We start from the raw sequence: 23184 nt of genomic DNA, 5'->3' as shown, positions 1-23184 counted from the left end.
AGATGCTATTTTTCCCAGCGAGACTTACTATTCTCGATGTACTTTTCCACATTATGAATCTGCGAATCATCACTAACTTTTATATATCTCGTTTGAGGAGGTGCAGCTCTCGCCTTATCCAAGTATCTATAAGCATCTTTAAATAGACCCGCATCTGCCAACCATTGAGCCTGAATCAAGGGAAAAGTAATATTCGGGCGAGCTTCATAGGCTTTATCCAAATTAATAACAGCAGGGCTTAGCTGTCTCAGCCGAGAGTAAAGCTCACCAAGATAATAGTAATAGTTACTAGCGTACAACCCACCCGCCATATATTTAGGATTATCCCCAATGCTTTGAAACACCCTTAGAATGTCAACATTAGAAAAGCCGCCACACTCATCAACAAGATTCCGCTTACTGAGTGAGCGAAGCATTACATAGCTAGAGTTTTCATAGCCAGAAACCCTTGCCACAGATATTGCATTAGCAACACTAATTTCCTCTATGGTTTCTCCAGAAATACACTCGATATAAATATTTAAAATATAGCTAGATAACTCATCAGGTATTTTCTCCCTAATATCAAGGGCCTCTTTTTTAGCTTCGTCGAAGTAGCCTTGATTAACCAAGTAGCCAACATACTGTGATCGAGCTCTGCTAGATGTAGGTTTTTCTTTACTCCATGTATAAAACAGCCTTCCTTCATCTCCCCAGAGAAGTACTCGCTGCTGCGTCAAAAAACCAAGGAGCGGCAAAAGAAGAAGCGCCACCCCAACAAAAAACCACTTCAATCTCTGCATACCGAGCAAAGGTTGAATCATTCCCAGAACAGCAATAAAAAGCCCCATCATGGGAAAATAGTTTCTATGCTCAAAGTATAATTCCAATGGAACAAAGGTACTTTCAAGCGAGTGCCCTATATAAAACCAAAGCACCCCTATAAAAAAAAGCCTATTCTTTTTAAAGACAATAGCTATAGCAATAATAAAAACATTCAGAAGAAAACAATAAAATGTTGATAACGGTGCTGTAAACGACCTGGATATGTCATAATCGTCATGATACAACCCCCCTCCAACGGACGTCGGACTTATTATCAACCATATATATCTAGCAACGATTCTCATTTCGCTCATCAACCTTTCGTCCATGGTAAAAGGTCTGCGAAGCCAGGCAGCACCCATCGTTTCTGCCGAAAAGTAAAAATAAAATAGAGAAAAAAGCAACAACGGGATAAATACAAATATCAACAACCAAAGCGACCGGTAGTGACACCGTTCCTCTGCATTAGAAACAAAGACAGCTATACAAAGCCCCGCTATAAATAGCGTTACAAACGTGTTTTCTTTAGCAAAAACGCCAACAACCACTATACACCCAAAGACGAATGAATATTTCACCCACGCCCAAAGGTTACTATGCAGAGCACTTTCAGAACAGAACTTAAGCGTTACATACATTGCAATCAGTGAGAATAGCGTTGAGATTTGCGCCATTCTTTGGATTGCATACAGGACCGTAGACACATTAATTGGATGAAGCGCCCAAATCAGTGCAACAATCAATGCGATATAATACCTATACTTTTCGCCACCGGAAAAATTTACCAGAGTCAACAGTTGCTTAACAACCAACACGAAGAGTAAAGCATTGATTAGATGGAACGCCAAGTTGGTGGATTTGAGGGAAAAAGGTGAGGCAGGCCAAGCCTGGTCATTCATGACAAAAGTGAGCAGGCTGATAAAACGGCCAGAAGATCCCTGCGTCTCAAATAGGAATCGAAGAAGATTATCGAAAGAAGTTATCCCGCCATAGTTGTTCATAGGCGACAAGTTTGGATAATCATCGAACAAAAAAGGGCCATTTAACCCTGGCCAATATATGAAGCTTATCAAGAATAAAAAAATGACTAATGCAAATAGAAAAAAAGCATGAAACCGTAATGGTTTTAGCATTTCAGAAACAACTCCATTACTAGCGTTATAACAGAAGACAATCTCCAACAAATGAGAAAGCGAATGAACTTTAACTTAAATATACCTTCCAGCTCCACTCCATACTTTGAATAACTAATATAGCACAAATAAAAAAGACCTCCATTTGGAGGCCTTTTTTTAAACAACCAGCCTTATCTACAGTTAGCTGGCTTATACTTATCGTCTACACTACCGCGTGTACAGGCCCATTTAATGCCACCGCCCGTCAAGGATGGGACAAGAACCATTGTTTTACCTGAAATCGCATTATCATTGCTGTAAGTGATAGTAATCTCTCCGCTGGCGCCCACAGCCACTCTCCCGACATTATTCCCAATAATACTGGTGGAAGGAGCCAGCGCATAGCTTGCATTAGTTGCCGTAGGATAGCGCCCCAAGGACAAACGAGTTTCCGCAACCGCGGCTTTGGCTCCAGCAGCCAAGGACAAACCTTCAGAAACTTTAGTGCGCACAGTGTAATCTTGATAAGCAGGGATCGCCACTGCCGCCAAAATACCGATAATCGCAACAACGATCATCAATTCAATAAGGGTGAAACCTTTTTGCATGCTTTTCATGTAACATTCTCCTAATCGTCTTTCGACAGATAATTTTCGGTTCAGCGCTTCGTCCGCCGCCTTATCTGACACAAAGCACAACCTGTGCCAACTTAATTCCATTTTAGCTTCTCTGTTAATTGTCAGTAACTTAGCCCCCTAAAGAAAAAAGGACTAGCCCTTTAAGCCCACGCCCAGGAATGACGAATTAGGTCCATGGGTGACAAACTTTGTCACCTCTCAAACTAAATCTCAAGCACACCTTTCCAAGCTGCCGGATTACTTCTAAACTTTTGAAAGAACATTCTTTTTACACTGGCACTGTTTTTGAAAAGTAGCAATGAACACTCAAATCACTCCTCCCCTTACAGGATTGGCGCGACGCTTTGTGCAGGATGGCTTGCTAGATGAAAGCATCGCAAGAGAAGCCCAGCAAAGCGCACAAAAAGCAAAAGAACCTTTCGTAAGCCATATCGTAAAACGAGGGCTTGCTAATTCAACTCAATTGGCTTACGCAGCTTCAGCTGAGTTTGGCGTCCCTCTGCTGGATCTTTCCAGCATAGCAATTGAACAGATACCGGACAAAATAGTTGATGAAAAGCTGATCAGAAAGCATCACGCACTGCCCGTATTCAAGCGGGGGAATCGACTATTCCTTGCTGTGGCAGACCCAACCAACTTACAAGCGCTTGACGAAATCAAGTTTCACACGGGCCTAGGTACCGACGCCATACTTGTAGAAGAAGACAAGCTATCTACCTTTATTGATAAATATTTGGAATCCCATGAACAGCCTCTAGGGGACCTGGGAGACACTGACCTAGACGATATTGATATATCAGCAGGCGATGATGTTGATGCAGATGATGATGGAGGAGGCGCAGAACAAGATGACGCACCTATTGTTAAATACATCAATAAAATGCTGTTGGATGCTATTAAGGGCGGGGCCTCTGATATCCATTTTGAGCCTTACGAGAAAACCTATCGAGTGAGATTTAGGACAGATGGCATATTGAACGAAGTTTCTAAGCCTTCTATAAAATTAGCAGCCAAACTATCGGCCCGACTGAAAGTTATGTCACAGCTTGATATATCTGAACGGCGTGTTCCGCAAGACGGACGCATAAAAATGAAACTCTCAAAAACCAAAGCAATTGACTTCCGTGTAAACACCTTGCCCACATTATGGGGTGAAAAAATTGTTTTACGGATTCTTGATCCTAGTAGCGCCAAACTTGGAATAGACGCGCTAGGATACGAAGAAGACCAGAAAAAGATGTACTTGGATGCGCTTGCCCAACCACAAGGAATGATTCTAGTTACAGGGCCAACAGGAAGTGGTAAGACAGTCTCTTTGTATACAGGCTTAAATATCCTAAACACTACTGAACGTAACATTTCAACAGCCGAAGACCCTGTCGAGATAAACCTTGAAGGTATAAACCAAGTTAATGTCAATACACGGGTTGGCTTAGACTTTTCTTCTGCCCTAAGAGCTTTTTTAAGGCAAGACCCCGATGTAGTGATGGTGGGAGAAATTCGTGATTTGGATACAGCCTCCATTGCCATAAAGGCTGCTCAGACTGGCCACTTAGTTCTCTCCACCCTACACACAAACAGCGCCCCCGAAACACTAACTCGGCTCCGCAATATGGGCGTACCGGCTTTCAACATTGCCACGTCTGTGAGTTTAATTATTGCACAACGACTTGCGAGGCGACTTTGTCCTGAATGCAAACAGGTTATTACTGTCCCCACAGATGTGCTAAAGGCGGAGGGTTTCACAGACCAACAAATTGAAACCGGCTTTGCATTGCACACCCCCAAGGGCTGTGGTAAATGCAAAGATGGTTACAAAGGGCGTGTTGGCATCTATGAAGTGGTGAGGATAACTCCTGCAATGCAAGAATTAATTATGAATGAGGCTAGCTCGATAGATTTGGCAAAACAGGCGCAAAAAGAAGGCTTTAGAAATCTTAGGCAGTCAGCGCTAAGAAAAGTGATTGAGGGCGTAACTAGCCTAGAAGAAGCAAACCGTGTAACGAAGGATTAAATTATGGCCCAGGCAGCAAGTAAGAGTTCTACCTTCGTTTGGGAAGGCACCGACCGAAAAGGAAATAAAACAAAAGGGGAAGTAAGTGGTTCCAATGTCGCAGTAGTTAAAGCTCAGCTGCGAAAACAAGGCATAAACCCAATAAAAGTAAAGAAAAAAGCTGAGAGTATATTAGGGAAGCATACCAAGAAGATCACACCCTTTGACATCGCTATTTTTACTAGACAAATGGCCACAATGATGAAAGCTGGCGTTCCGTTGGTTCAGTCTTTTGATATTGTCGCAGACGGGTTAGAGCACCCCTCTTTAAGGGAACTAGTACTAGACATTAAAAACGAAGTGGCTGCTGGCAATAGCTTCGCAGGGGCTTTAAAAAAACACCCCAAATATTTTGATGATCTATTCTGCAACCTAGTTGACTCAGGCGAGAAGTCTGGCGCTCTAGAAACAATGCTGGATCGAATTGCAACTTATCTGGAGAAAACAGAAACCCTGAAGAAAAAAGTAAAGAAAGCTATGACCTATCCAATCGCGGTGCTAGTCGTGGCAGTTATCGTTACCGGTATTCTTCTAATAAAAGTGGTCCCTCAGTTTCAAGAACTCTTTCAAGGCTTCGGCGCAGACCTTCCGGCCTTCACTCAGGTAGTTATTAATATGTCTGAGGCTCTACAGAGTTCATGGTATATCGTCCTTGGTATAATGATAGCTGTAGTGGTCGCCTTTACGGAAGCAAAGAGAAGGTCGCCAGCATTTGCAGACGCTTTAGATAAGTACATTCTAAAGCTTCCTATTATGGGGGATATCTTACACAAATCCGCTGTCGCCAGATTTGCAAGGGTTTTAGCCACCACATTTGCTGCCGGCGTACCCTTAGTTGATGCATTAGAGTCAGTCGCAGGCGCAACCGGTAACTCGGTATTCAGAAAGGCAGTCAACAAAATTCGTGACGAGGTATCTTCCGGCACCCAGCTGCAATACAGCATGAAGGGCACTGGAGTCTTCCCTGCTATGGCGGTTCAGCTAACCTCAATAGGGGAGGAATCTGGCGCGTTAGATGACATGCTCGAGAAGGTTGCCGATCACTATGAGGCGGAAGTCGATGACGCAGTCGACAACCTTACGGCCCTCATGGAGCCAATGATCATGGCTGTGCTTGGCGTATTGGTCGGTGGACTGATCATCGCCATGTACCTCCCCATATTCCAATTGGGCTCTGTGGTCTAATCAAATACTTATCCTCAAAAGACCTCGCACCGGCGAGGTCTTTTTTTAACTGTACCCTTATATAACCGATGTTAGAAATCTTTAATCAATTCAATCATAACCCTGCGCTGCTTTATACCACGGTCATTGTTTTCGGCTTGGTTGTCGGCAGCTTTTTGAATGTCGTGATTCTGCGGAAGCCGAAAATGCTGGAGCAGGAGTGGCGCGCTCAGTGCGCTGAAATTCCAGGCTGCGACTGCCCTAAAATAGATGAGCCTCTGATCACGCTCTCCAAACCCGACTCAACCTGCCCTAAGTGCGGGCATAAAATCAGAGCCTGGGAGAATATTCCTGTAATCAGTTATTTGTTCCTTGGGGGCAAGTGCTCCTCGTGTAAAACTGGCATTTCGATACGCTACCCACTGGTGGAAATCGCTACCGCTTTATTGGCGGTTATTGCCGTTTGCTATTTCAAGATGAGTTGGGCGGGACTGGCGGCTATTGGCTTAAGCTGGACATTGCTTACGTTGTCATTGATTGACTTCGACACCCAGCTGCTTCCTGATGACCTCACGCTTCCTCTGCTTTGGGCGGGGTTGTTAATCAATATCCAGGGTATTTTCGCTCCCCTGTCAGAAGCCGTGATTGGCGCAGTGATTGGCTATTTGGCTTTGTGGTCGGTTTACCATTTATTCCGGCTTTTGACTGGCAAGGAAGGCATGGGTTACGGCGACTTCAAGCTGCTTGCCGCGCTTGGGGCATGGTTGGGCTGGAAAATGCTCCCGCTCATTATTCTGCTTTCGTCACTGGTTGGGGCCGTTATTGGCCTGGCTATGATCATTACCTTAGGTAGAGATAAAAATATCCCGATCCCCTTTGGCCCCTATCTGGCAATCGCCGGCTGGATCGCGATGATCTGGGGAAATGATATCGTATCCGCCTATTTGGGGATGTATCCTGCGCCTTAGTCGCAGTATCTTTCCCTACATGAACCAGATTACTCAACATAACTCATTAGTCATCGGACTTACCGGCGGCATCGCCAGCGGTAAGTCCGCAGCAGCAGCCATGTTTGTCGAATTAGGCGTTCCCTGTATCGACGCCGATCAAGTCGCCCGCGACGTAGTCGAGCCAGGCGAGCCAGCCCTGCAACATATTGCAGAACATTTCGGCTCCGCCTTGATCACGCCGAGCGGAGCTCTGGATCGCGCAGCGCTTCGCAAGCTGGTGTTCCATGATCCTGAGCAGAAGAAATGGCTTGAGAGCCTGCTGCACCCGCTCATCAATCAGCGCATACGCAATTGGTTAAGTGCATGCGCGTCGCCTTATTGCATCCTGGCATCTCCTTTGTTGCTGGAAACCCGGCAACACGAGCTGGTGGAACGCGTACTGGTCATAGATGTTCCTGAGCCAGTACAAATCGCCAGAGCGATGGCGCGAGATCAAAATAGCGAGGATTTGGTCCGCCGGATTATTGCGACTCAAAGCGGCAGAGAGTATAAACGCCAACATGCGGATGATATCATCCTGAACGATAAGGACTTGGCCCACCTGAACCAGGAGGTCGCCAAGTTGCACGAATACTATTTAGAACTGGCGCAGCATGATCGATAAATCTTCTACCTCCTCAGCCACGCGCACATCCCTGAAAGTGGATTGCCCGACGTGTGGAAAGAAAGTCCCATGGATTCAGGAAAATGAATTTCGTCCATTCTGCAGCAAACGCTGCCAAATGATCGACCTGGGCGCCTGGGCGTCCGAAGAGTATCGAATTCCAGAAGCCGAGGAGAAAGACAAGTGGTCTGAAGCCGGCGACGATCGGCCCAAGGACGCCCATTGATATCCAGCCTCTGCGACCTTTCCTATTCACATACCAGGATGTATTAGCCGGTGACGTTCGCGTACAAATACCTTTGTGCGGCCCTTGCCGCCGTCTCATTCCAATTCATATCCGCTTCCCTTTCTCATGCCAAGGAAACAGAGGAAGCTATTGAAACTAAAGCCTCCGTCCCTGCCGAGGAGAGCGTTCAAGCGATAGAAGACGAGGAAAACGCAGAAAAAGAAACTATGACTGAGCGTTCCTTCAGCTGGATCGTAGATCAACGCAACGCCTGGTCAAATAGAATCGGTTCGCTTGGACGCAATATTGACGGCTTTTTTGGCGGCAAAGAGGCTGAACTGAGCGCCAACGGCAGCTTCTTGAAAGTTGGCTTGTTTGGTGTTTGGCGAAAAGAAGAAGGGATTGATCCCGAACCACGCTTCAAGTTTCGTTTGGACCTTCCTTATACCCAGGACCGGTTCAAACTGGTGATCGAGAACGACCCGGATGAAACCAAAACTTTGGCGGAAAAAAACCGGAACCGGGTGTTAAAGGAAAATGAAACCACCAACACCACCAGTACGGGCTTCTTTCGCTTAATTGCCGCCCTGAAAGAGTGGAAGTTCAAAGGCGACCTGGGTATCAAGCTGGAAATCCCACTGGATCCCTTCGCCAGGGCGAAAGCGGAGAAAGAGTGGGCGCTCTCTGACACCTGGGACTTCCGGGTAGACGAATCGGTTTATTACTACCATTCCGATGGCTGGGGTCACACCAGCGCCTTCTACTTTGAGAACGCCATTTCAGACCGTTGGTTCTTCCGTTCCAAGTCAGAAGCGCAGTGGGTGGATAATCGAGACGGCTGGGAGTTTGCGGAAGTCTTTTCACTTTCTCAAAAGATTGACGAAAAGCGAGCGATGAATCACCAATTGGGATGGCTGGGAGAAAGCCGCCCCAACCCACGCACCAGCGCCTATTTTATAAACACCACCTATCGTCAACGGCTTTATAGCGACTGGCTATTCCTTGAGAGCACGCCAGAACTGCTGTTTCCCAGAGACGATAACTTCAAACCCAATCCGTCGCTAACGCTGGGAATTGAGATGATCTTCTCAGAGTAAATCATAGCGATGGAAGATCTAATCTACCGCCCCATTGGCCATATCCGCTCCTGCTTCCCGGAAAAGTTCGGGGCGCCGCGCCAACCCGGGTTAATCAAACACGCCATCACGGAAATCGTGCTCACACAGGAGTTTTCTTCCGTAGAAGCCGTGTCGGGACTGACGGCTTTCAGCCATATTTGGGTCCTGTTTCATTTCCATAAAACCGCCGCTGCAGGCTGGAAGCCGAAAGTCCGCCCTCCGAGGCTCGGCGGCAACAAGTCAGTCGGCGTATTCGCCTCCCGCTCTCCATTTCGCCCCAATCCCATTGGACTCTCCGCCGTACGCCTGCTCTCTGTTAAGGAGCGTGAGGGTTTACAGGTAATCAGCGTGGAAGGGGGCGACTTTGTGGATGGCGCTCCTGTATTAGACATAAAGCCTTATATCCCCTATGTCGACGCAATAGAGGCGGAAGGCGGCTATGCGGTTGAGAAGCCGGAACCTTGCTTAGAAGTGCGTTTTACAGAAGAAGCAGAACATAGCTTGCGTCAATTAAGCCCTCAATATCCCAACCTGCGAGAGCTGATTATTGAGACCATTGGGCTGGACCCGCGGCCCAGTTATAAAAAAAGCCAAGCCGACTCGAAAGTCTATGGCTTGGCTTTATACGACCTGAATATTTCCTGGCGTGTCCATGACGATTACGCGCTTATCAGCGCTGTCGCGCCCCTGGCAGTTAATGAGTAGTCACTTCCGGACCTGAGTCAAACTCGGGGAAATCCGGCGCATGCTTTTCAATCCACTCTCTCGCCGCCTCTTCCCCTGACATACGGCGACCTTCCGTCGCCAACACTTCCCGTTTGTAATGCTCAATGTGGCACACCTGCTCCACCATTCGAGCGGCAAATGCGTCTTTTTCGCTCATGAAACGCAACCCTATTTCAAAACCGTTACCTACATCATTACACCAGATTACCTGAGCTGGCGTTCTAAAGGTTGGGCGTACAAAAGCGATAACCACCATCACCTTCTCTCCCACCTCATAGGACGTTGGCGACATACAGCAAACTCCACCACAACTTATGTTTTGCATACAGTGTGAGGACGCGGCGGGACAACAACCGACGCCCACGGTGGCGGGGCTCTTATGAATTATCGTGTCAGTACAAACACCAGATTCGGAGTATGAGTCTTCTTTGGAGGGGCGTTTCTTTTCAAGCAGAATAGGGATATCTGTAGGATGACGTATAAACTGACGCATCGCTGTATCTCCAGTCACAAACATGTTCATAAGCACATCGCCTATTCAATGTCAGCGTTAAATTGACCTTCTTACAGCTCATCCGTTGGCGTTCGTGTTCAGTGTAAAACTCTGCGCTTCTCCTTTGCCATACCGCTCCCACTTCTTGACGCTTGAAGCTGAAGGCCGATAGAACACAGCTTCTGACGCGCGACAACAATCCTTAATTTAAGATTTAGGGGAAAATGTAGTCTTTTTCAACCAGACTCCCCCACTTACGGTGACTTTTTTGATTAATTTTTCAAAATTTAACAGCATCATCCGACAATCTGTCACAAAGGAAGCAATCAAGCCTGTTCCAACACTTTTTCCTCAAAGTGACGAACAATAGCGCTGAGTTCTTCGAAACGGATAGGTTTGGTCAGGAAGTCGTCCATCCCGCACTGCATGCATTTCTCTTTTTCACCGGGGAAGGCGTTCGCCGTGAGCGCCACAATAGGGATATGAGAAAAGCTTTGGGCACTCTCACGAATACGCTTGGTCGTCTCATAGCCATCCATGACCGGCATCCAGCAGTCCATGAATATCAGATCAAAATGGGTTGAACCTAGCTGTTGGATGGCGATTTCGCCGTTTTCAGCAAAGTCCACTCGGCAGCCGCACTTCTCCAACATCTTGCGGGCGAGATTGCGATTGACGGTATTGTCCTCAACCAGCAGAACACGTAACCCGGAACGCCTTGAATCCCTGCGATCCTCAAAGGTCATCAGGCTTGGAGAAAGGATAATCGAAGTTTCATTCGGCTCCTCCACCAAAACCGAGTACAAGGCGTCGCGTAAGTGCGACTCTCTGTCCAGCTTACTGAGATACCCGGATACTCCCGCGCCCTTCAATTCAGACACATGTTCTCTTTGCGGATGTGAGGACAGCGCCAAAATCGGCGCATTTTTCTGCAAGTCCAAAGATTTGATGAACTTAATCAGATCTATAAAGTCATCACCCGGCAGCAATTCGTCCAGAATCATCGCGTTGTAAGGGGCTTTGGAGTCCACCGCCTGATTCACCAGCGCCCTGACCTCTTCGGAGGTTTTAGCAATATCGCAATGCAGCAGGGATTCTTCGGAGAAAATATCCAGAGTGGCCTTGAGACTCAGCTCATTGGCGTCCGCCACGAGGATGCGGCTTTCTCTGAAAATATTTTCTTCATTGAGAATTTGAGGGCTATAACTTTGCACGCGCTGACAGGACAGTTGCGCCCAGTAGGTCGTGCCTTTACCTTCCTCACTTTCGATGCCGAAAGAGCCGCCCATCAACTCCACGAACTGTTTACACAACGCTAGCCTCAAACCTGTGCCAACTTCGTTGAGCCCCTGCGAAACCGGCGCTTCAAAGGTGTTGGACAGCAAGGTATCAATTTCATTGGGGCTGATTCCCGGGCTGCTGTCTTCTACGGTAAATCGTATGCGCACCCGATCTTCGTCAAACGCCACCGGATGCACATGCAGCACCACCTGGCCTTTAACCGTGACCGTAATCGCAACGGAGAGCAGACTTTCCAGCACGCGCAACAGAATATTGCGATCCGTCAGCACCCGCGTCGGCAGGCCTGCATCCACAAAGGTTTCAACGTTCAGGCCTTTGGCTTCCGACACCGCCGAAACACGCGCCACCGCCGCCTGCAGCAATGCTCGCAATTCGGTAGGCGCCAAATCCACTTGCGTCGTGCCGGCTTCCAGTTTGGAAAGGTCCAGCATATCGTTAAACAGGGTCAACAAAGACTCTGAACTCTGTTGCACCGCCAGCAAATATTCACGTTGCTCCTGAGAAACGGGGGCATCCAGCAATAGGCCGGTATAGCCAAGAATGTTGTTCATCGGCGTGCGCAGCTCGTGGCTGATATTGGCGATAAACACGCTCTTGCTCTGATTCGCCTTTACCGCCTGGGAGCGCTCGACTTGAGAGCGTTGCTCGGACTGCCGCAGAATGCGCGTCTGCTCCAGCATGCGAATACGCAGATTATTGATGGCGGTGACCACCTGACTCAGCTCGTCGGATGAGGACGGCGGCTTGCGGTCCAGGGTTAATGTCGCCGTCGGGTTATCAATCTCCAACCGGCGGCAATATTGCGACATCTTTTCCAGATGCCGACTGACCAAAAGCCAGAAGATCAACAAGAAAAAAATAGCGACGACAAAGGTTTTGACGCTCTGGGTAATCAGAATAATCAGCAGCCGGTCCCAGATTTTGTGCTGGATTGGCTCCAGTGTGGCGATGAGCGTCAAATCTCCCAGCCAGTAATTGTCCATGCCCGGCTGATAGATGGGATACACCTTGCTGAAGGAAGGCTCACCGGATGGCGGCGTGCCAGCGGTAAACACATCCTGGTAGTTGGTGACCAGGGAGACGTTGTAAATTTCTGGCAGGCGCAGCAATCCCCGCAATAACACATCCAGGTTATCGTGATTGATGCTCCACAGGCTATTCGCCAATCCCGGTTCGAACGTACTGGCGACATCGTCCAGCCTGGTGTTGAGCGCCGCCACTTCCGCACGGTAATCCAGCCACAACTGTACGCCGGTGGAGACCAGGGCGACGGCTGTGCTGAACAGCAGGACGCTCGCCACGACCTTCGATCCTAAAGGATACTTTCGCAGCCGTTTACTAAATTTACCCCACAAACCCCTAAACTCCCTGTTTGCCTACTACCGTTGAGAGCGCTATCGATATTGTAGCAAAACCTTACTTTGACACTTTGACGTCCAGTCGCCTATTCGCCGCCCGCCCTTGGGACAGCGACAACTCTATATATGTTCCCGTCAATAATCCATCCCGCCTACGTATTCAGCAGCGACCAAGAGCATCGGACAGCGCGTTGTTCAAACCACCACCGCATCGGCTTTAAGCTGGCCACACCAGGGATCAACTGCTATCTTTAGCGGAAAAACTGACTGCTAAACCTCAACTCTTCCGGTTCGGAGCTCCCCTTTTGAACGAACATGTCGTCGTAGCCCTCGCCGCCATCCTGTTTTTCGGCGTCGCATCTCAGTATATAGCCTGGAAACTGAAACTGCCTTCAATACTGTTGTTATTGCTGAGCGGTATAGTTCTGGGCCCAACGACCGGCGTACTGAACCCTGACGAAATTTTCGGCGACTTCCTGTTTCCAGCTATTTCTTTCGCCGTCGCCATCATCCTGTTCGAAGGCGGACTCAGCCTTAAACTGGCGGAACTCAAAACCAGCTCAACCGCTGTTCGCAGCCTCGTCAGCGTGGGAATCCTGATTACCTGGTTTCTCGCCTTTTTCCTGTCCTGGCTTACTCTCGACGTTCCCTGGATTCTCGCTCTGCTGATCGGCGCGATTCTTACCGTCACCGGTCCCACCGTGGTGCTGCCTTTGTTGATGCTGATTCGCCCCAAAGGTCAGGTTAACTCCATCCTGAAATGGGAAGGCATTCTCAACGACCCCATTGGCGCACTTCTGACCGTATTGGTGTATGAGGCCGTCGTGTCCACCAGCGTGGGCAAAGCGACGACCCTGTTTTTATCCGGCTTTTTGCTGACCGTCGTAGTAGGCGGCTTGATGGGCTTGATTGCCGGGATGTTGGTGGCGACAGCGCTACGTCATCACTGGATACCTGAGTTTCTGGGCAACACTTTCACCCTCGCGATGGTCATGTGTCTGTTTACCGCCTCCAACCTGATACAGCATGAAAGCGGTCTATTCAGCGTCACTATCATGGGGATCTATTTAGGCAACCAGCGCCTGGTGTCGATACGCAACTTGGTGGGCTTTAAAGAAGACCTCCGCGTACTGCTGCTTTCCTCTATGTTTATCGTTCTCGCCGCCCGTCTGGATGTAAAAGACCTGGAGCACATCCATGCCGGAAGTTTCGCTTTCTTGCTGTTGCTGGTGTTTCTGGTGCGTCCAGCGGCGGTTTGGGCTTCAACCGTAAAAAGCAATCTGAGCTGGAAGGAAAAAGTCTTCTTATCTTCCATGGCGCCCCGAGGCATCGTCGCCGCGGCGGTGGCCTCTCTATTCGCTGTACGCCTGCAAGGCATCGGTTATGAAGAGGCGGAAGCATTACCCCCCACGATGTTTCTGATCATCATGGGTACAATTCTTATATATGGCCTGGGCGCCAGACCGCTGGCGAAGAAACTGGCGCTGTCCGACGATAACCCGCAAGGCTGTATCATTCTTGGCTCCAACGCCTTCACCAATGCGCTCGCCAAAGCGTTGAAGAATGAAAATGTGAGCGTGCTGATCGTCGACGCCCGGTGGAGCAACATTAAAGAAGCCCGTATGGAAGGAACGCCGACACTGCTGGGCAACGTCCTGTCCGAGCAGTTACTGGAGCGCGTCAATTACACAGGGATGGGACGCTTTCTGGCATTGACGCCCAACCTGGAATTGAACTCCCTCGCCTGTATTCGTTTTTCCGACATATTCGGCGTCAAAGAGGTCTACCAGCTCGGCGAACCCGAAGATAAGGACAAACCCGCCCAGTGGATTCCCGAAGACTTGTCCGGCGTCGCCCTGTTCTCCACCCAGGCTACTTACAACCACATCATGAGGAGACTGAATCATGGCGCCGTCATCAAGCGCACTCCTCTTACCAAAGACTTCACCTACGAACAGTTTAAGGAAAAGAACCAGGATCAAGATCCATTACCGCTATGCCTAGTGGGTGAAAACGGAACATTGAACTTCTTCACCGTAAAGAAAAACCTGCAACCCAAGCCAGGACAGGTGTTGATCAGCCTCGTTGGCTAGCGTCTGCTGCTAAACTTTCTAAAGCGCTCTTTTTAGCTCAACATCAGGCAGATGCTGACGCTTTAAAGAGCCTGTTTAAACAACTTGGCATGACATGAAGGAATCATCCAACCGATGACGTCGTTAAAAAAAATAACTCACCGGATCGTTTACCCCTGCGTCTGCGCACTATTATCTTCCCCTGCAATGGCCCTCTCTCCTACACCTTTTGAGGTCGGGAACTACTCTCCTCTCGCGCAGATATTTGGGCTGCCGTCTATTCAAACAGCCCTGAACACCGCGCCATCCGGCTTTGAGGCCAGCCTGCAGCACGCCACCGCCAATACCTATGTCACACACGAGAACATCAACGAAATTTCCTATTTTGACGGCGAAGTGGCGATAACCTCGTTATCGCTGCGCTGGCGTTTCACAAACGACGCCGAACTTACCTTGAGAGCGCCCTATGTCGACCACAGCAAAGGCCTGTGGGACGACTTCATCTACGACTGGCACGAATGGTTCGGCCTTCCCCAGGGCGGCAGGACGCAGGACACCAACGATCAATTCGCCTATGTGTACCAGCGCAATGGCGAAAGGCTGCTGAATTTTCGCGAAGAAGCCTCCGGAATCGGCGATATTCGCCTTGGCTACTCCCAACAGTTGCATTTCTGGGAGCAGGATTGGCTGGCGCAACTGGAAGTTAAAGCGCCGACAGGAGACGCTGACAAACTCACCGGCAGCGGAGCCTGGGACCTTTCTGCAGGCATGGGCTGGGAAGGAGCAGTAACGGGTCCCGAGCAACGCTTCATTCCATTCGCCGGCGCCGCTGTCAGCTACCTGGGCGATAGCGACCTCAAGCTTGCGCCACTACAGAAAAACTGGGCGCTGTCCCTACGGGCTGGCGGCCATTGGCGCGCGCTGCCTTATCTCACGCTTACGGCGCAGATAGACAGCCACTCCGGGCTTTACCATAGCCAGTTGCGCGAACTGAGCAATTTCTCCCTGCAGTTGACCACCGGCGGACAAATCGCCCTCAGTGATTCGCTTGTACTGAACATCGCAATCGCAGAGGACCTTAACACCACTATCACGCCGGACTTTGTCGCCATTCTGGGTATGACCTACGGCTGGTGATTGAGTCAGAGCTCCAGATAACCTGTTATTAATTTGAGCCGACATTCGCCTGTGGTTAAGATGTCGGCTTGTCGCCTTTAGCGCCTGAGGGCGTATTTCCGCAATCCGCTACAAGATATTCCGTAGATGGACACATTCCGCAAACGGAAGTTCGCCGGAAACTTTTTCTCAGAATGATTAAACCAGGAGCAACCATATCCATGAGATTTTTAGGGCTTAACGCGGCTATCGGCGCCGCCGCACTGTTGGGAGCCAACATCGCAACCGCTTCCGAATTAGACTTCAACATTGGCGATGAGTCCGTTAATGTACAGGTCAATATGCTGCCGCAATCCAGAGATTTTGAAACAGGCCTTGGCTACCTGTACCACAAAGGCGGCGGTCACCTGCTCAACGGCGACCTGCATGCACGAGGGCAAACTGCTATCGGCAATCTGCCGACAACGGTTGGCATTGGCGCCCAGCTGGACGCTTTTACCGAAGGTGACGTCGACGGCTCAGCCATTGCATTAGGTGGATACGCGCACATCAAAATTCCCGCCGTTCCAGGATTGGGAGTCAAACTAGCGGGCCATTTCGCGCCGTCCATCACGTCCTTTCAGGACGCCGAGCAGTTCTCTCGTTTTGACGTCAAAACCACTTACCGCGTGATTCCCAACGCCGATATTTATCTGGGATACCGCGTCATCAAAGCGGACATTGAACGCAATAATGACATCACACTAGACGAAGGCGTAAACGTCGGCTTCGCCCTGCAGTTCTAAGTCTCTGTAAACGACTTATAGCGTTTAGCAAGACAATCTCTCGCCGCAGAACGCGCTTCTTCGTCGTCTGCGGCGATTTCACCACCCTCACTCCTGCGCTTCCCCGGCTGGGACTGCTTCACAGATTCCTCAAACCAGGGTTTTCCGCTCTCCGTAAAAACCCTTAGACTAGCCCCCAACAGCCTCAATAAGAATTAACAATGGAATTGCCTATGTCATTGCGCGAGCTGAAAAAAGTTTCCGGGCTCCTGCTGCTTGTATCCATACTCTCCGCCTGTGGCGGCGGCGATGAATCTCTAGATGGCAACGGCGGTTACACGCCGCCCAAGAACGACAACAAAGTTGATCCTCCTGCCGGCGACGCCAGCGGAGAAACGCCCCCCGATCCCATTGACGGCAGACAGGTCAATGTCGCAGTACTCGCCACCCCGGGCATGCAAGAAGCCACCATCGCCCAAAAGATACTGAACGCTTTCCTGCCAGCTTCAGCTTACGCCATCTCAGCCGGAGACAAGGTGGCGGCCAATCTGAGCATTCAACAGCTAGATTATCGCGGCAATGTTATTTCCGGTGGGGTCATCTCAAGCAATGACTATTCTGTCAATCGCTCCAGCGACGGCAGCTACACCATCACCTTTGACGGTTCCATTCCGCAAAGAATTGACTTGGTTATCGCCGCGGAGCTCAGTAACGGCTCTGTCATTCGCACGGGTTTGCCCAACGCTAACAAAGGGATACTGATTACCGCCGCGTCGGAATATGCGGTTAGAGATCTCTTCAGCAGCCTGAGTTCTCAGGCCGAGCTGGACGGAATGATGCCCTGTAACGACAGTACGGATTCCTGCGGCTCACAGGCCGACGCACGCATGCTGAACTGGGCCGCATTGATGAACGGCGTGCAGGATTTCGAAGTCACCTTACCGGACAATGCAGATCTGGAAGAGACGATGGCGTTTCTTGGCGACAACGTATTATTTGACGACTTCGTCGACCAGTTCATCGCCACTATCCGTGAGAAAAAGATCGACGGCACAACATCAACCAGTATTGCGCCAGTGTTGGAAAACCGAGCAGGCCTGTACAACTCCGTATTATTCGCCGCCGGACTGAACCAGGGCCTGCCCAATGGCGCTAAAACCGTGGTGTTCTCCAACCGCATCGCCACGATCAAAACCAATACGTCCGCGGAAGTCACGACCTATTCCTACCCCATCGCCAGCTTCACCGCTACCGTATTGGGGATCGTCAATAACATTATCGTCGAACAGGTTCCCTGGGAACGCCATAGCCTGACTCAAGTCTCTGACGACGTCTTCAACCAGAGCGCGCAGGCGGAAGAGGATGATATTAACGCCCATGTCGGTTCAACACTGACCTATCTGTCTCCAAGCGGCTTTTTCGATATGGCGCGTCTGCAAACTCAATACATTACCCGGGACGACAGCGCCAGCCCTACCGGCTGGTTGACCAACCCCTTCTATACTCGCCTGTACACCACAAAATCGACCAATGACGACAGCACATCCTCGCCTTCCATGGCCTCCGCTTACTTGAGCGATGGATTTGCGATTGAACTGGCCGCCAAGTCAACGGGTGGGTATAGCCGTGAGCTGACATTGGAAAAACTGAACACTTTCGGCTGGCTTTTCCATAGCAAACAATCCTCGAACTTCAGCACGGACGTGATCAATGGCGGCGATTATGGCGTGATCAGCCTGCGCCAGAACCTGTCCACCGACCCGGTCATGACTGTCGTTGGCGCGATTCACCACTGGCAAGCGACCTCTAGCGATATTGCGCAAACGCAACCCGCTCCGGTTGCAGGCGATCCCGACATCTACCATACCTATCAGATGAGCCGCAGCGCGGACGGCTCCGCCTCAGGCGTCGGCATGTCAACGGAAACGCCCGCGTCTCTGGCGCTGGAGCGCCTGCCGACCATCAAGTACAACAACGCTGATAAAGTTTATGAAACGCAATATACCGGACGAATCAAAGCTGGCTCAGCCAGCGGCGTCAGCGATCCTTCCGGCAATGTCCTGTCGTTCAATATAGACAGCGATACGGACGGCCAAGGCATCATTCATGCGGTGAAGTTGTCAGACACGGACATCAACTACGCCGGCGCCAGCTATGTGTTATATGGCAATAGCCTGGGCATCAACGGAGGCGCGACCTTATTCGGGAATCACAACCTGTCCACCCTGACCTTCGACGACGCCTCGGTCGCAACCCTCCATCTGAACGAGCGCCGGGTGACGCAGACCATTGGCAGCCAGACACTCAGCGATATTGAAAATCACGATGTGGATTACTCTTTAACGCCACAAGCGTCTCCCGCCGCCAACACGGGAGCGGACAGAAACCTTCTTAAGCTGGATTTCACCGACCCGCAGCCCGCAGGTGGAGAAACGCTGACAATGGAAGGATTCGCCGCCAGCGGCGGCAATCTGCTGATTTTACTGGTGCGTTACGGCGACCGTATCGGATTGGTATATGGCTTCAAGCAACAAGCGTTGACCGCAAACTCAGATTAAACGCCCTTCTCCTGCTCTCCACATTGACGTTGTGGAGAGCAGGCCATAGCTCACCCTCCTTCCTGCCCAAAGTGTTGAATCAGCTAAACTAAATACGCAAAATAAAATCTGCTAGCAAAAACGATGGGTAGTACATGAAGAATTACCGCAGTTATGCCGTTATTGCCTTTAGCGGCGCATTAGTTTGGCTTTTTACATTTTCACTCTGGTATGACTTACATGCTCTGGTGGTTAAGGATGATAAAAAAGAGCTCAAGGCCTCGAACGTGAATCTGATACCCACTGCGCCTCTTCCTGATTTCAGCAGCTATGAAGATGTCGGTGAAAAGAAAGAAGCGTTTTTCTCTTACTTGTTGCCATTGGTGCAACAAGCCAATCGACAAATCAAAGAAGAGCGCCAATTCATCCAGAAGATGCAGCGTCAAACCACATTCTCGACGGAAGATACCGCTCGTCTGCAACGCTTGGCGGAAACTTATCGAGTGCCGTTTGACGACGCTTTCAACAACGACTTTTTCAAACTGATGCTGCGCCGAGTGGATACAATTCCTCCCTCTCTGGTGCTGGCGCAGGCGGCCAATGAGTCTGGCTGGGGGGGCTCCCGCTTCGCCCGTGAAGGCAACAACTTATTCGGACAGTGGTGCTTCAAGCCCGGATGCGGCATTGAGCCTGCGCAGCGCGCCTCTCACCTGCAGCACGAAGTCGCGCGTTTCGATACGGTTTACCACTCTGTGATGAGCTACATGCGCAACCTCAACCGGAATCTGCACTATATCGACCTTCGTAAAACCAGAGAAAAACTCCGAGCTCAAGGGCTCGCCGTCACCGGACAAAGCCTGACCCCAGGCCTGGCGAAATACTCTACCCGGGGAGAAGCTTATATTGCGGAAATACAGGGTATGATCCGCGCCAACGACCTTGAGAAGTACGACCAACCCAGTGACGCCGCAACACTTTGATCAACCGAAGTTACCGGACAAAAACGCGACCATTGGTTATTTAATTCAGAAATTCCTGCCGGGGTTGCGTAAAATGAAATGGATTCCACCCGACGATGGGACACACTATGAGCATCAATCTAGCCCGTAACCGCTTTTCCGAGACAGCTCGTTTCGAATCAGAAAATCCGCCACCGGTTTCTGGCGCCCAGTTGTGGAAAAAGTTGGGCGCGGCCGCCTCCGCCGCCGGCGTTACAACGGTAGAGCATGCATTGACGCTCTATTACACCGCCGCATCGCCCAACACGCCGGTATGGTGTAAAACCGTCATCTACGGCGCTCTGGGGTATTTTATATCGCTGATAGACGGCATTCCTGACCTGACGCCCATTCTGGGCTATACCGACGACCTCACGGTTATGGCCGGCGCTATCGCCACGATCGCTGCACATATTACCCCTGAAATACGACGCCAGGCGCAGGAAAAAACGGCAGCCTGGTTCAAAACCGATAAGAAGCAGACATCTCAGCAAGGGAGCAATTGATGCCGGTATCGCAAGTACACTGACCCACACCACATAAGAACCGGAGGGCGACTCGCCCAGCCGGAGAATAAACGCCGAAAGAGCGACAGGCGACCTGAAAACATTCGCCTGGATAATCAAAAATAAGACTTCCTGAAAACACAATAACGAGATATTTCGACGAATGTTGAGCTTTCTTCCACATTGGCTAAGAGGCGTTCTAGCCGTCCTCTTGATCCTGCTTTCAACGACTATTTTATTTCCTTTCGTGCTGGCGCTGGCCTTTATCAAGCTGCTGATACCGATTAGCGTTACACGTAAATACTGCACCATCATGCTGATCGGCATCGCTGGACTGTGGATCAATATCAATAATGGGCTGCTGTATCTTCTTCACAACATTCAGTGGGATGTGGAGGGGGATGGCGACCTCAACCCCAATGACTGGTATTTGGTTACCTGCAATCACCAAACCTGGGCTGATATTCCCATTGTACAGCGGGTGCTGAACGGCAAGGTTCCGATGCTGAAATTTTTCCTTAAGCAGGAGCTGATTTGGGTGCCGTTAATTGGCGTGGCCTGGTGGGCGCTGGATTTTCCATTTATGAAGCGCTACTCCCGGGAACAAATTGAGCGCAACCCCGCATTGAAAGGCAAAGACCTGGAAACTACCAAAAAAGCCTGTGAGAAGTTTAAATACACTCCTGTCACCGTGTTCAACTTCCTGGAGGGCACGCGCTTTACCCAAGCCAAGCACGATCATCAAAAATCGCCCTATAAGCACCTGCTAAAGCCCAAAGCCGGCGGCGCCGCGTTTGTTTTGGGGGCGATGGGAGAACACCTGCATACGATGCTCAATATCACCATTCATTACCCCGGCAAAGCGCTTGGATTTTGGGGGCTAGCGTCAGGGCGAATCAAAAAGGTCGTGATACGCATTGAGAAAATCCGTATTCCTGATCAGTTTCTCAGCCGGGACTATATGAACGATGAGGAGTTTCGCTCAGAATTTCAGGAGTGGATCGCACAGCTATGGCGAAGAAAAGACGAGCAGTTGGAGCAGCTTCACCAGCAATACGCATCTTGAAGCCAGCAAATAGACTTTGTGAAAGTGAATAATCTGAACGCGATTATTCACTTTCACAGCGAACACTAAAAACCAAAAAAGGAGGGATATCCCTCCTTTTTCTAATACTGCCTCATGCCACGTATGACGAGTTTATTTCCTTCCCGACCGTCTCAACGCCGCAGGAGTAAAGTCCTGTGAGCTGGCGTCCAGATTGAACTCATACCCCTTCGGCTCTTCATTGGTTAAACCCAGAGCCAAATAGCGTCCGGAAAGCAGGTCATACAACACTTCTGCGGAGAACCAGGAAATCTTCTGATCGTAGAAGTACACATGGTGTCCTTCCGCAACGCGCCATAGCTCGCCACGGCCGTCATAATGATCCGCCAGGCCGATTTGCCAGGTATCCTCGTCAACATAGAAAACGCGTTTCGCGTAGATATGTCTGGCGCCTGACTTCAAAGTACCTTCCACCACCCATACGCGGTGTAATTCGTAACGCGCCATATCCTGATTCAAATGGCCAGGCTGCACCAGTTCAGAATACTTCACTTTTTTCGAGCTGAGATCGTAGGCGTTGTAAGGCAGATAAATTTCCTTCTTGCCCAGCACTTTCCAGTCATAACGATCCGGCGCACCGTTGAACATATCGAAGTTATCAGTGGTGCGCAGGCCGTCGGAAGCGGTGCCCGGGCCGTCGTAGGCGACCTGAGGGGCGCGGCGTACTCGACGCTGGCCTTCGTTATAGATCCACGCGCGACGGGGCTCCTTGACCTGGTTCAGTGTTTCATGCACCAACAGTACATTGCCCGCCAGTCGCGCGGGAGATTCTATTTCCTGCTTGAAATAGAAAATAACGTTGGGGTCCGCGCCTGACTTGTAGTCAGACAACGAGCTCACATAACTTAACTGTTCGGAGAAGATAACTGGCGTGAAATCGCCGTTCGCCAAAGGCGTCACCTGCGCCACGCGTCGACTCAACGAGCCGCCGCGCCAACGGGTGATGTGGTTCCAGATAATCTGTTTGGCCTGATCAGATGAGCTGCCGCTCAAGATAGGAAACGCCACCGCCATCTGGTAGTCAGTGATGCCGTTGCCGTCCGCCACCAGCTCTACAGAAGTCGCGTTGTTCTTCGCCGCATCATAGACCTTCTGATCATAGGCGGAAGTACGATGGGTGGGATACACCTTGATCTTGTAGCTGCCCGGGTATTTCTTCAGCATCGCCATCTGGCCGGCGGACAGGTGATCTTTATACTGATCAGCATTCGACGCGCTTATCACGAACTTGGGCTTTTCAGCCGCGAACGGATTAATGTAATCAACGCCGTCATAACCAGCAGGAATTGTCTTTAACCCACCATCCCAGGCTGGAATGCTTCCATCAGCATTACCCGCTTTTTCCGCACCGACAGGCGTCAACGTATCGCCCAATTTAGAGGCTTCGCCCGCTGGGACTTTGGCCCAGGCGAGAGAAGACGATATCGCCAGCGCTAATGCGCTGAGTTTTATTATTGCATTCAATCTCATTGAGG

19 protein-coding genes are annotated in these 23184 nt (G+C 50.2%); 14 read left to right on the top strand and 5 right to left on the bottom strand.

From position 1 onward, the window contains the following. Positions 1–5: 5 nt before the first annotated feature. Together ONV78_RS10945 and ONV78_RS10940 are read right to left on the bottom strand one after the other, a co-directional pair. Positions 6–1937: a hypothetical protein gene (locus ONV78_RS10945; protein WP_279503165.1), complete on the bottom strand. Its 1932-nt coding sequence runs from the start codon at positions 1935–1937 to the stop codon at positions 6–8. Positions 1938–2110: 173 nt separating this feature from the next. Next, positions 2111–2536, bottom strand: a complete 426-nt coding sequence (locus ONV78_RS10940; RefSeq protein WP_279503164.1) for a pilin — start codon at positions 2534–2536, stop codon at positions 2111–2113. A gap of 319 nt (positions 2537–2855) precedes the next feature. Here ONV78_RS10940 and pilB point away from each other — a divergent pair, with 319 nt between their 5' ends. The 7 genes from pilB to tsaA all read left to right on the top strand — a co-directional run bounded on the left by pilB (position 2856) and on the right by tsaA (position 9437). Continuing rightward, a complete protein-coding gene (gene pilB, locus ONV78_RS10935; RefSeq protein ID WP_279503163.1) occupies positions 2856–4571 on the top strand; it encodes a type IV-A pilus assembly ATPase PilB in 1716 nt (571 codons plus the stop codon). Positions 4572–4574: 3 nt separating this feature from the next. Beyond that, positions 4575–5795 carry a type II secretion system F family protein gene (locus ONV78_RS10930; protein ID WP_279503162.1) on the top strand — a complete coding sequence of 407 codons (1221 nt, stop codon included), beginning with the start codon at positions 4575–4577 and terminating at the stop codon, positions 5793–5795. A gap of 68 nt (positions 5796–5863) precedes the next feature. After that, the gene (locus ONV78_RS10925) at positions 5864–6742 is read left to right on the top strand and encodes an A24 family peptidase (RefSeq protein ID WP_279503161.1); all 879 of its coding nucleotides are present in this window, start codon (positions 5864–5866) and stop codon (positions 6740–6742) included. 19 nt (positions 6743–6761) lie between these two features. After that, the gene (coaE, locus tag ONV78_RS10920) at positions 6762–7388 is read left to right on the top strand and encodes a dephospho-CoA kinase (protein ID WP_279503160.1); all 627 of its coding nucleotides are present in this window, start codon (positions 6762–6764) and stop codon (positions 7386–7388) included. Next, positions 7378–7614 (top strand): DNA gyrase inhibitor YacG, encoded by a 237-nt coding sequence (yacG, locus tag ONV78_RS10915; RefSeq protein WP_279503159.1) that lies wholly within the window; start codon positions 7378–7380, stop codon positions 7612–7614. Before coaE ends, yacG begins: the two co-directional genes overlap by 11 nt. A gap of 227 nt (positions 7615–7841) precedes the next feature. Further along, entirely contained in the window at positions 7842–8711 is an 870-nt protein-coding gene (locus ONV78_RS10910) for a hypothetical protein (protein ID WP_279503158.1), read from the top strand. Positions 8712–8720: 9 nt separating this feature from the next. Beyond that, positions 8721–9437, top strand: coding sequence for a tRNA (N6-threonylcarbamoyladenosine(37)-N6)-methyltransferase TrmO (gene tsaA / locus ONV78_RS10905; protein ID WP_279503157.1), 717 nt, complete (start codon positions 8721–8723; stop codon positions 9435–9437). On the opposite strand, the gene ONV78_RS10900 is transcribed toward tsaA, so the two are convergent. Together ONV78_RS10900 and ONV78_RS10895 are read right to left on the bottom strand one after the other, a co-directional pair. Then, positions 9427–9783 carry a PilZ domain-containing protein gene (locus ONV78_RS10900; protein ID WP_279503666.1) on the bottom strand — a complete coding sequence of 119 codons (357 nt, stop codon included), beginning with the start codon at positions 9781–9783 and terminating at the stop codon, positions 9427–9429. The two genes, tsaA and ONV78_RS10900, sit on opposite strands and share 11 nt — an antisense overlap. Before the next feature lie 494 nt (positions 9784–10277). After that, positions 10278–12554, bottom strand: a complete 2277-nt coding sequence (locus ONV78_RS10895) for a response regulator (RefSeq protein ID WP_279503156.1) — start codon at positions 12552–12554, stop codon at positions 10278–10280. Between the two features lie 362 nt (positions 12555–12916). Between ONV78_RS10895 and ONV78_RS10890 the strand changes: the two genes are divergently transcribed. The 7 genes from ONV78_RS10890 (at position 12917) to ONV78_RS10860 (ending at position 21670) form a co-directional block, all read left to right on the top strand. After that, the gene (locus ONV78_RS10890) at positions 12917–14704 is read left to right on the top strand and encodes a sodium:proton antiporter (RefSeq protein WP_216735032.1); all 1788 of its coding nucleotides are present in this window, start codon (positions 12917–12919) and stop codon (positions 14702–14704) included. A gap of 114 nt (positions 14705–14818) precedes the next feature. Continuing rightward, positions 14819–15820 carry a DUF3187 family protein gene (locus ONV78_RS10885; RefSeq protein WP_279503154.1) on the top strand — a complete coding sequence of 334 codons (1002 nt, stop codon included), beginning with the start codon at positions 14819–14821 and terminating at the stop codon, positions 15818–15820. A gap of 200 nt (positions 15821–16020) precedes the next feature. Beyond that, positions 16021–16584: a YfaZ family outer membrane protein gene (locus ONV78_RS10880; protein ID WP_127969011.1), complete on the top strand. Its 564-nt coding sequence runs from the start codon at positions 16021–16023 to the stop codon at positions 16582–16584. 212 nt (positions 16585–16796) lie between these two features. After that, positions 16797–19121, top strand: a complete 2325-nt coding sequence (locus tag ONV78_RS10875; protein WP_279503153.1) for a hypothetical protein — start codon at positions 16797–16799, stop codon at positions 19119–19121. Positions 19122–19387: 266 nt separating this feature from the next. Continuing rightward, complete coding sequence (locus ONV78_RS10870; RefSeq protein ID WP_279503152.1) at positions 19388–20080, top strand: glucosaminidase domain-containing protein; 693 nt, start codon at positions 19388–19390, stop codon at positions 20078–20080. Positions 20081–20187: 107 nt separating this feature from the next. Further along, on the top strand, positions 20188–20604 hold the full coding sequence (locus ONV78_RS10865; protein ID WP_216735037.1) for a YkvA family protein: 417 nt from the start codon (positions 20188–20190) through the stop codon (positions 20602–20604). A gap of 163 nt (positions 20605–20767) precedes the next feature. Next, the gene (locus ONV78_RS10860) at positions 20768–21670 is read left to right on the top strand and encodes an acyltransferase (protein WP_279503151.1); all 903 of its coding nucleotides are present in this window, start codon (positions 20768–20770) and stop codon (positions 21668–21670) included. 132 nt (positions 21671–21802) lie between these two features. Here the strand turns inward: ONV78_RS10860 and ONV78_RS10855 are convergent, their stop codons facing one another. Then, the gene (locus ONV78_RS10855) at positions 21803–23179 is read right to left on the bottom strand and encodes a DUF1329 domain-containing protein (protein WP_279503150.1); all 1377 of its coding nucleotides are present in this window, start codon (positions 23177–23179) and stop codon (positions 21803–21805) included. Between the last annotated feature and the right edge of the window lie 5 nt (positions 23180–23184).

The sequence above is a fragment of the Hahella sp. CR1 genome (assembly GCF_029813005.1).
Classification (GTDB): domain Bacteria; phylum Pseudomonadota; class Gammaproteobacteria; order Pseudomonadales; family Oleiphilaceae; genus Hahella.
This window is presented reverse-complemented; position numbering and strand designations above follow the sequence as displayed.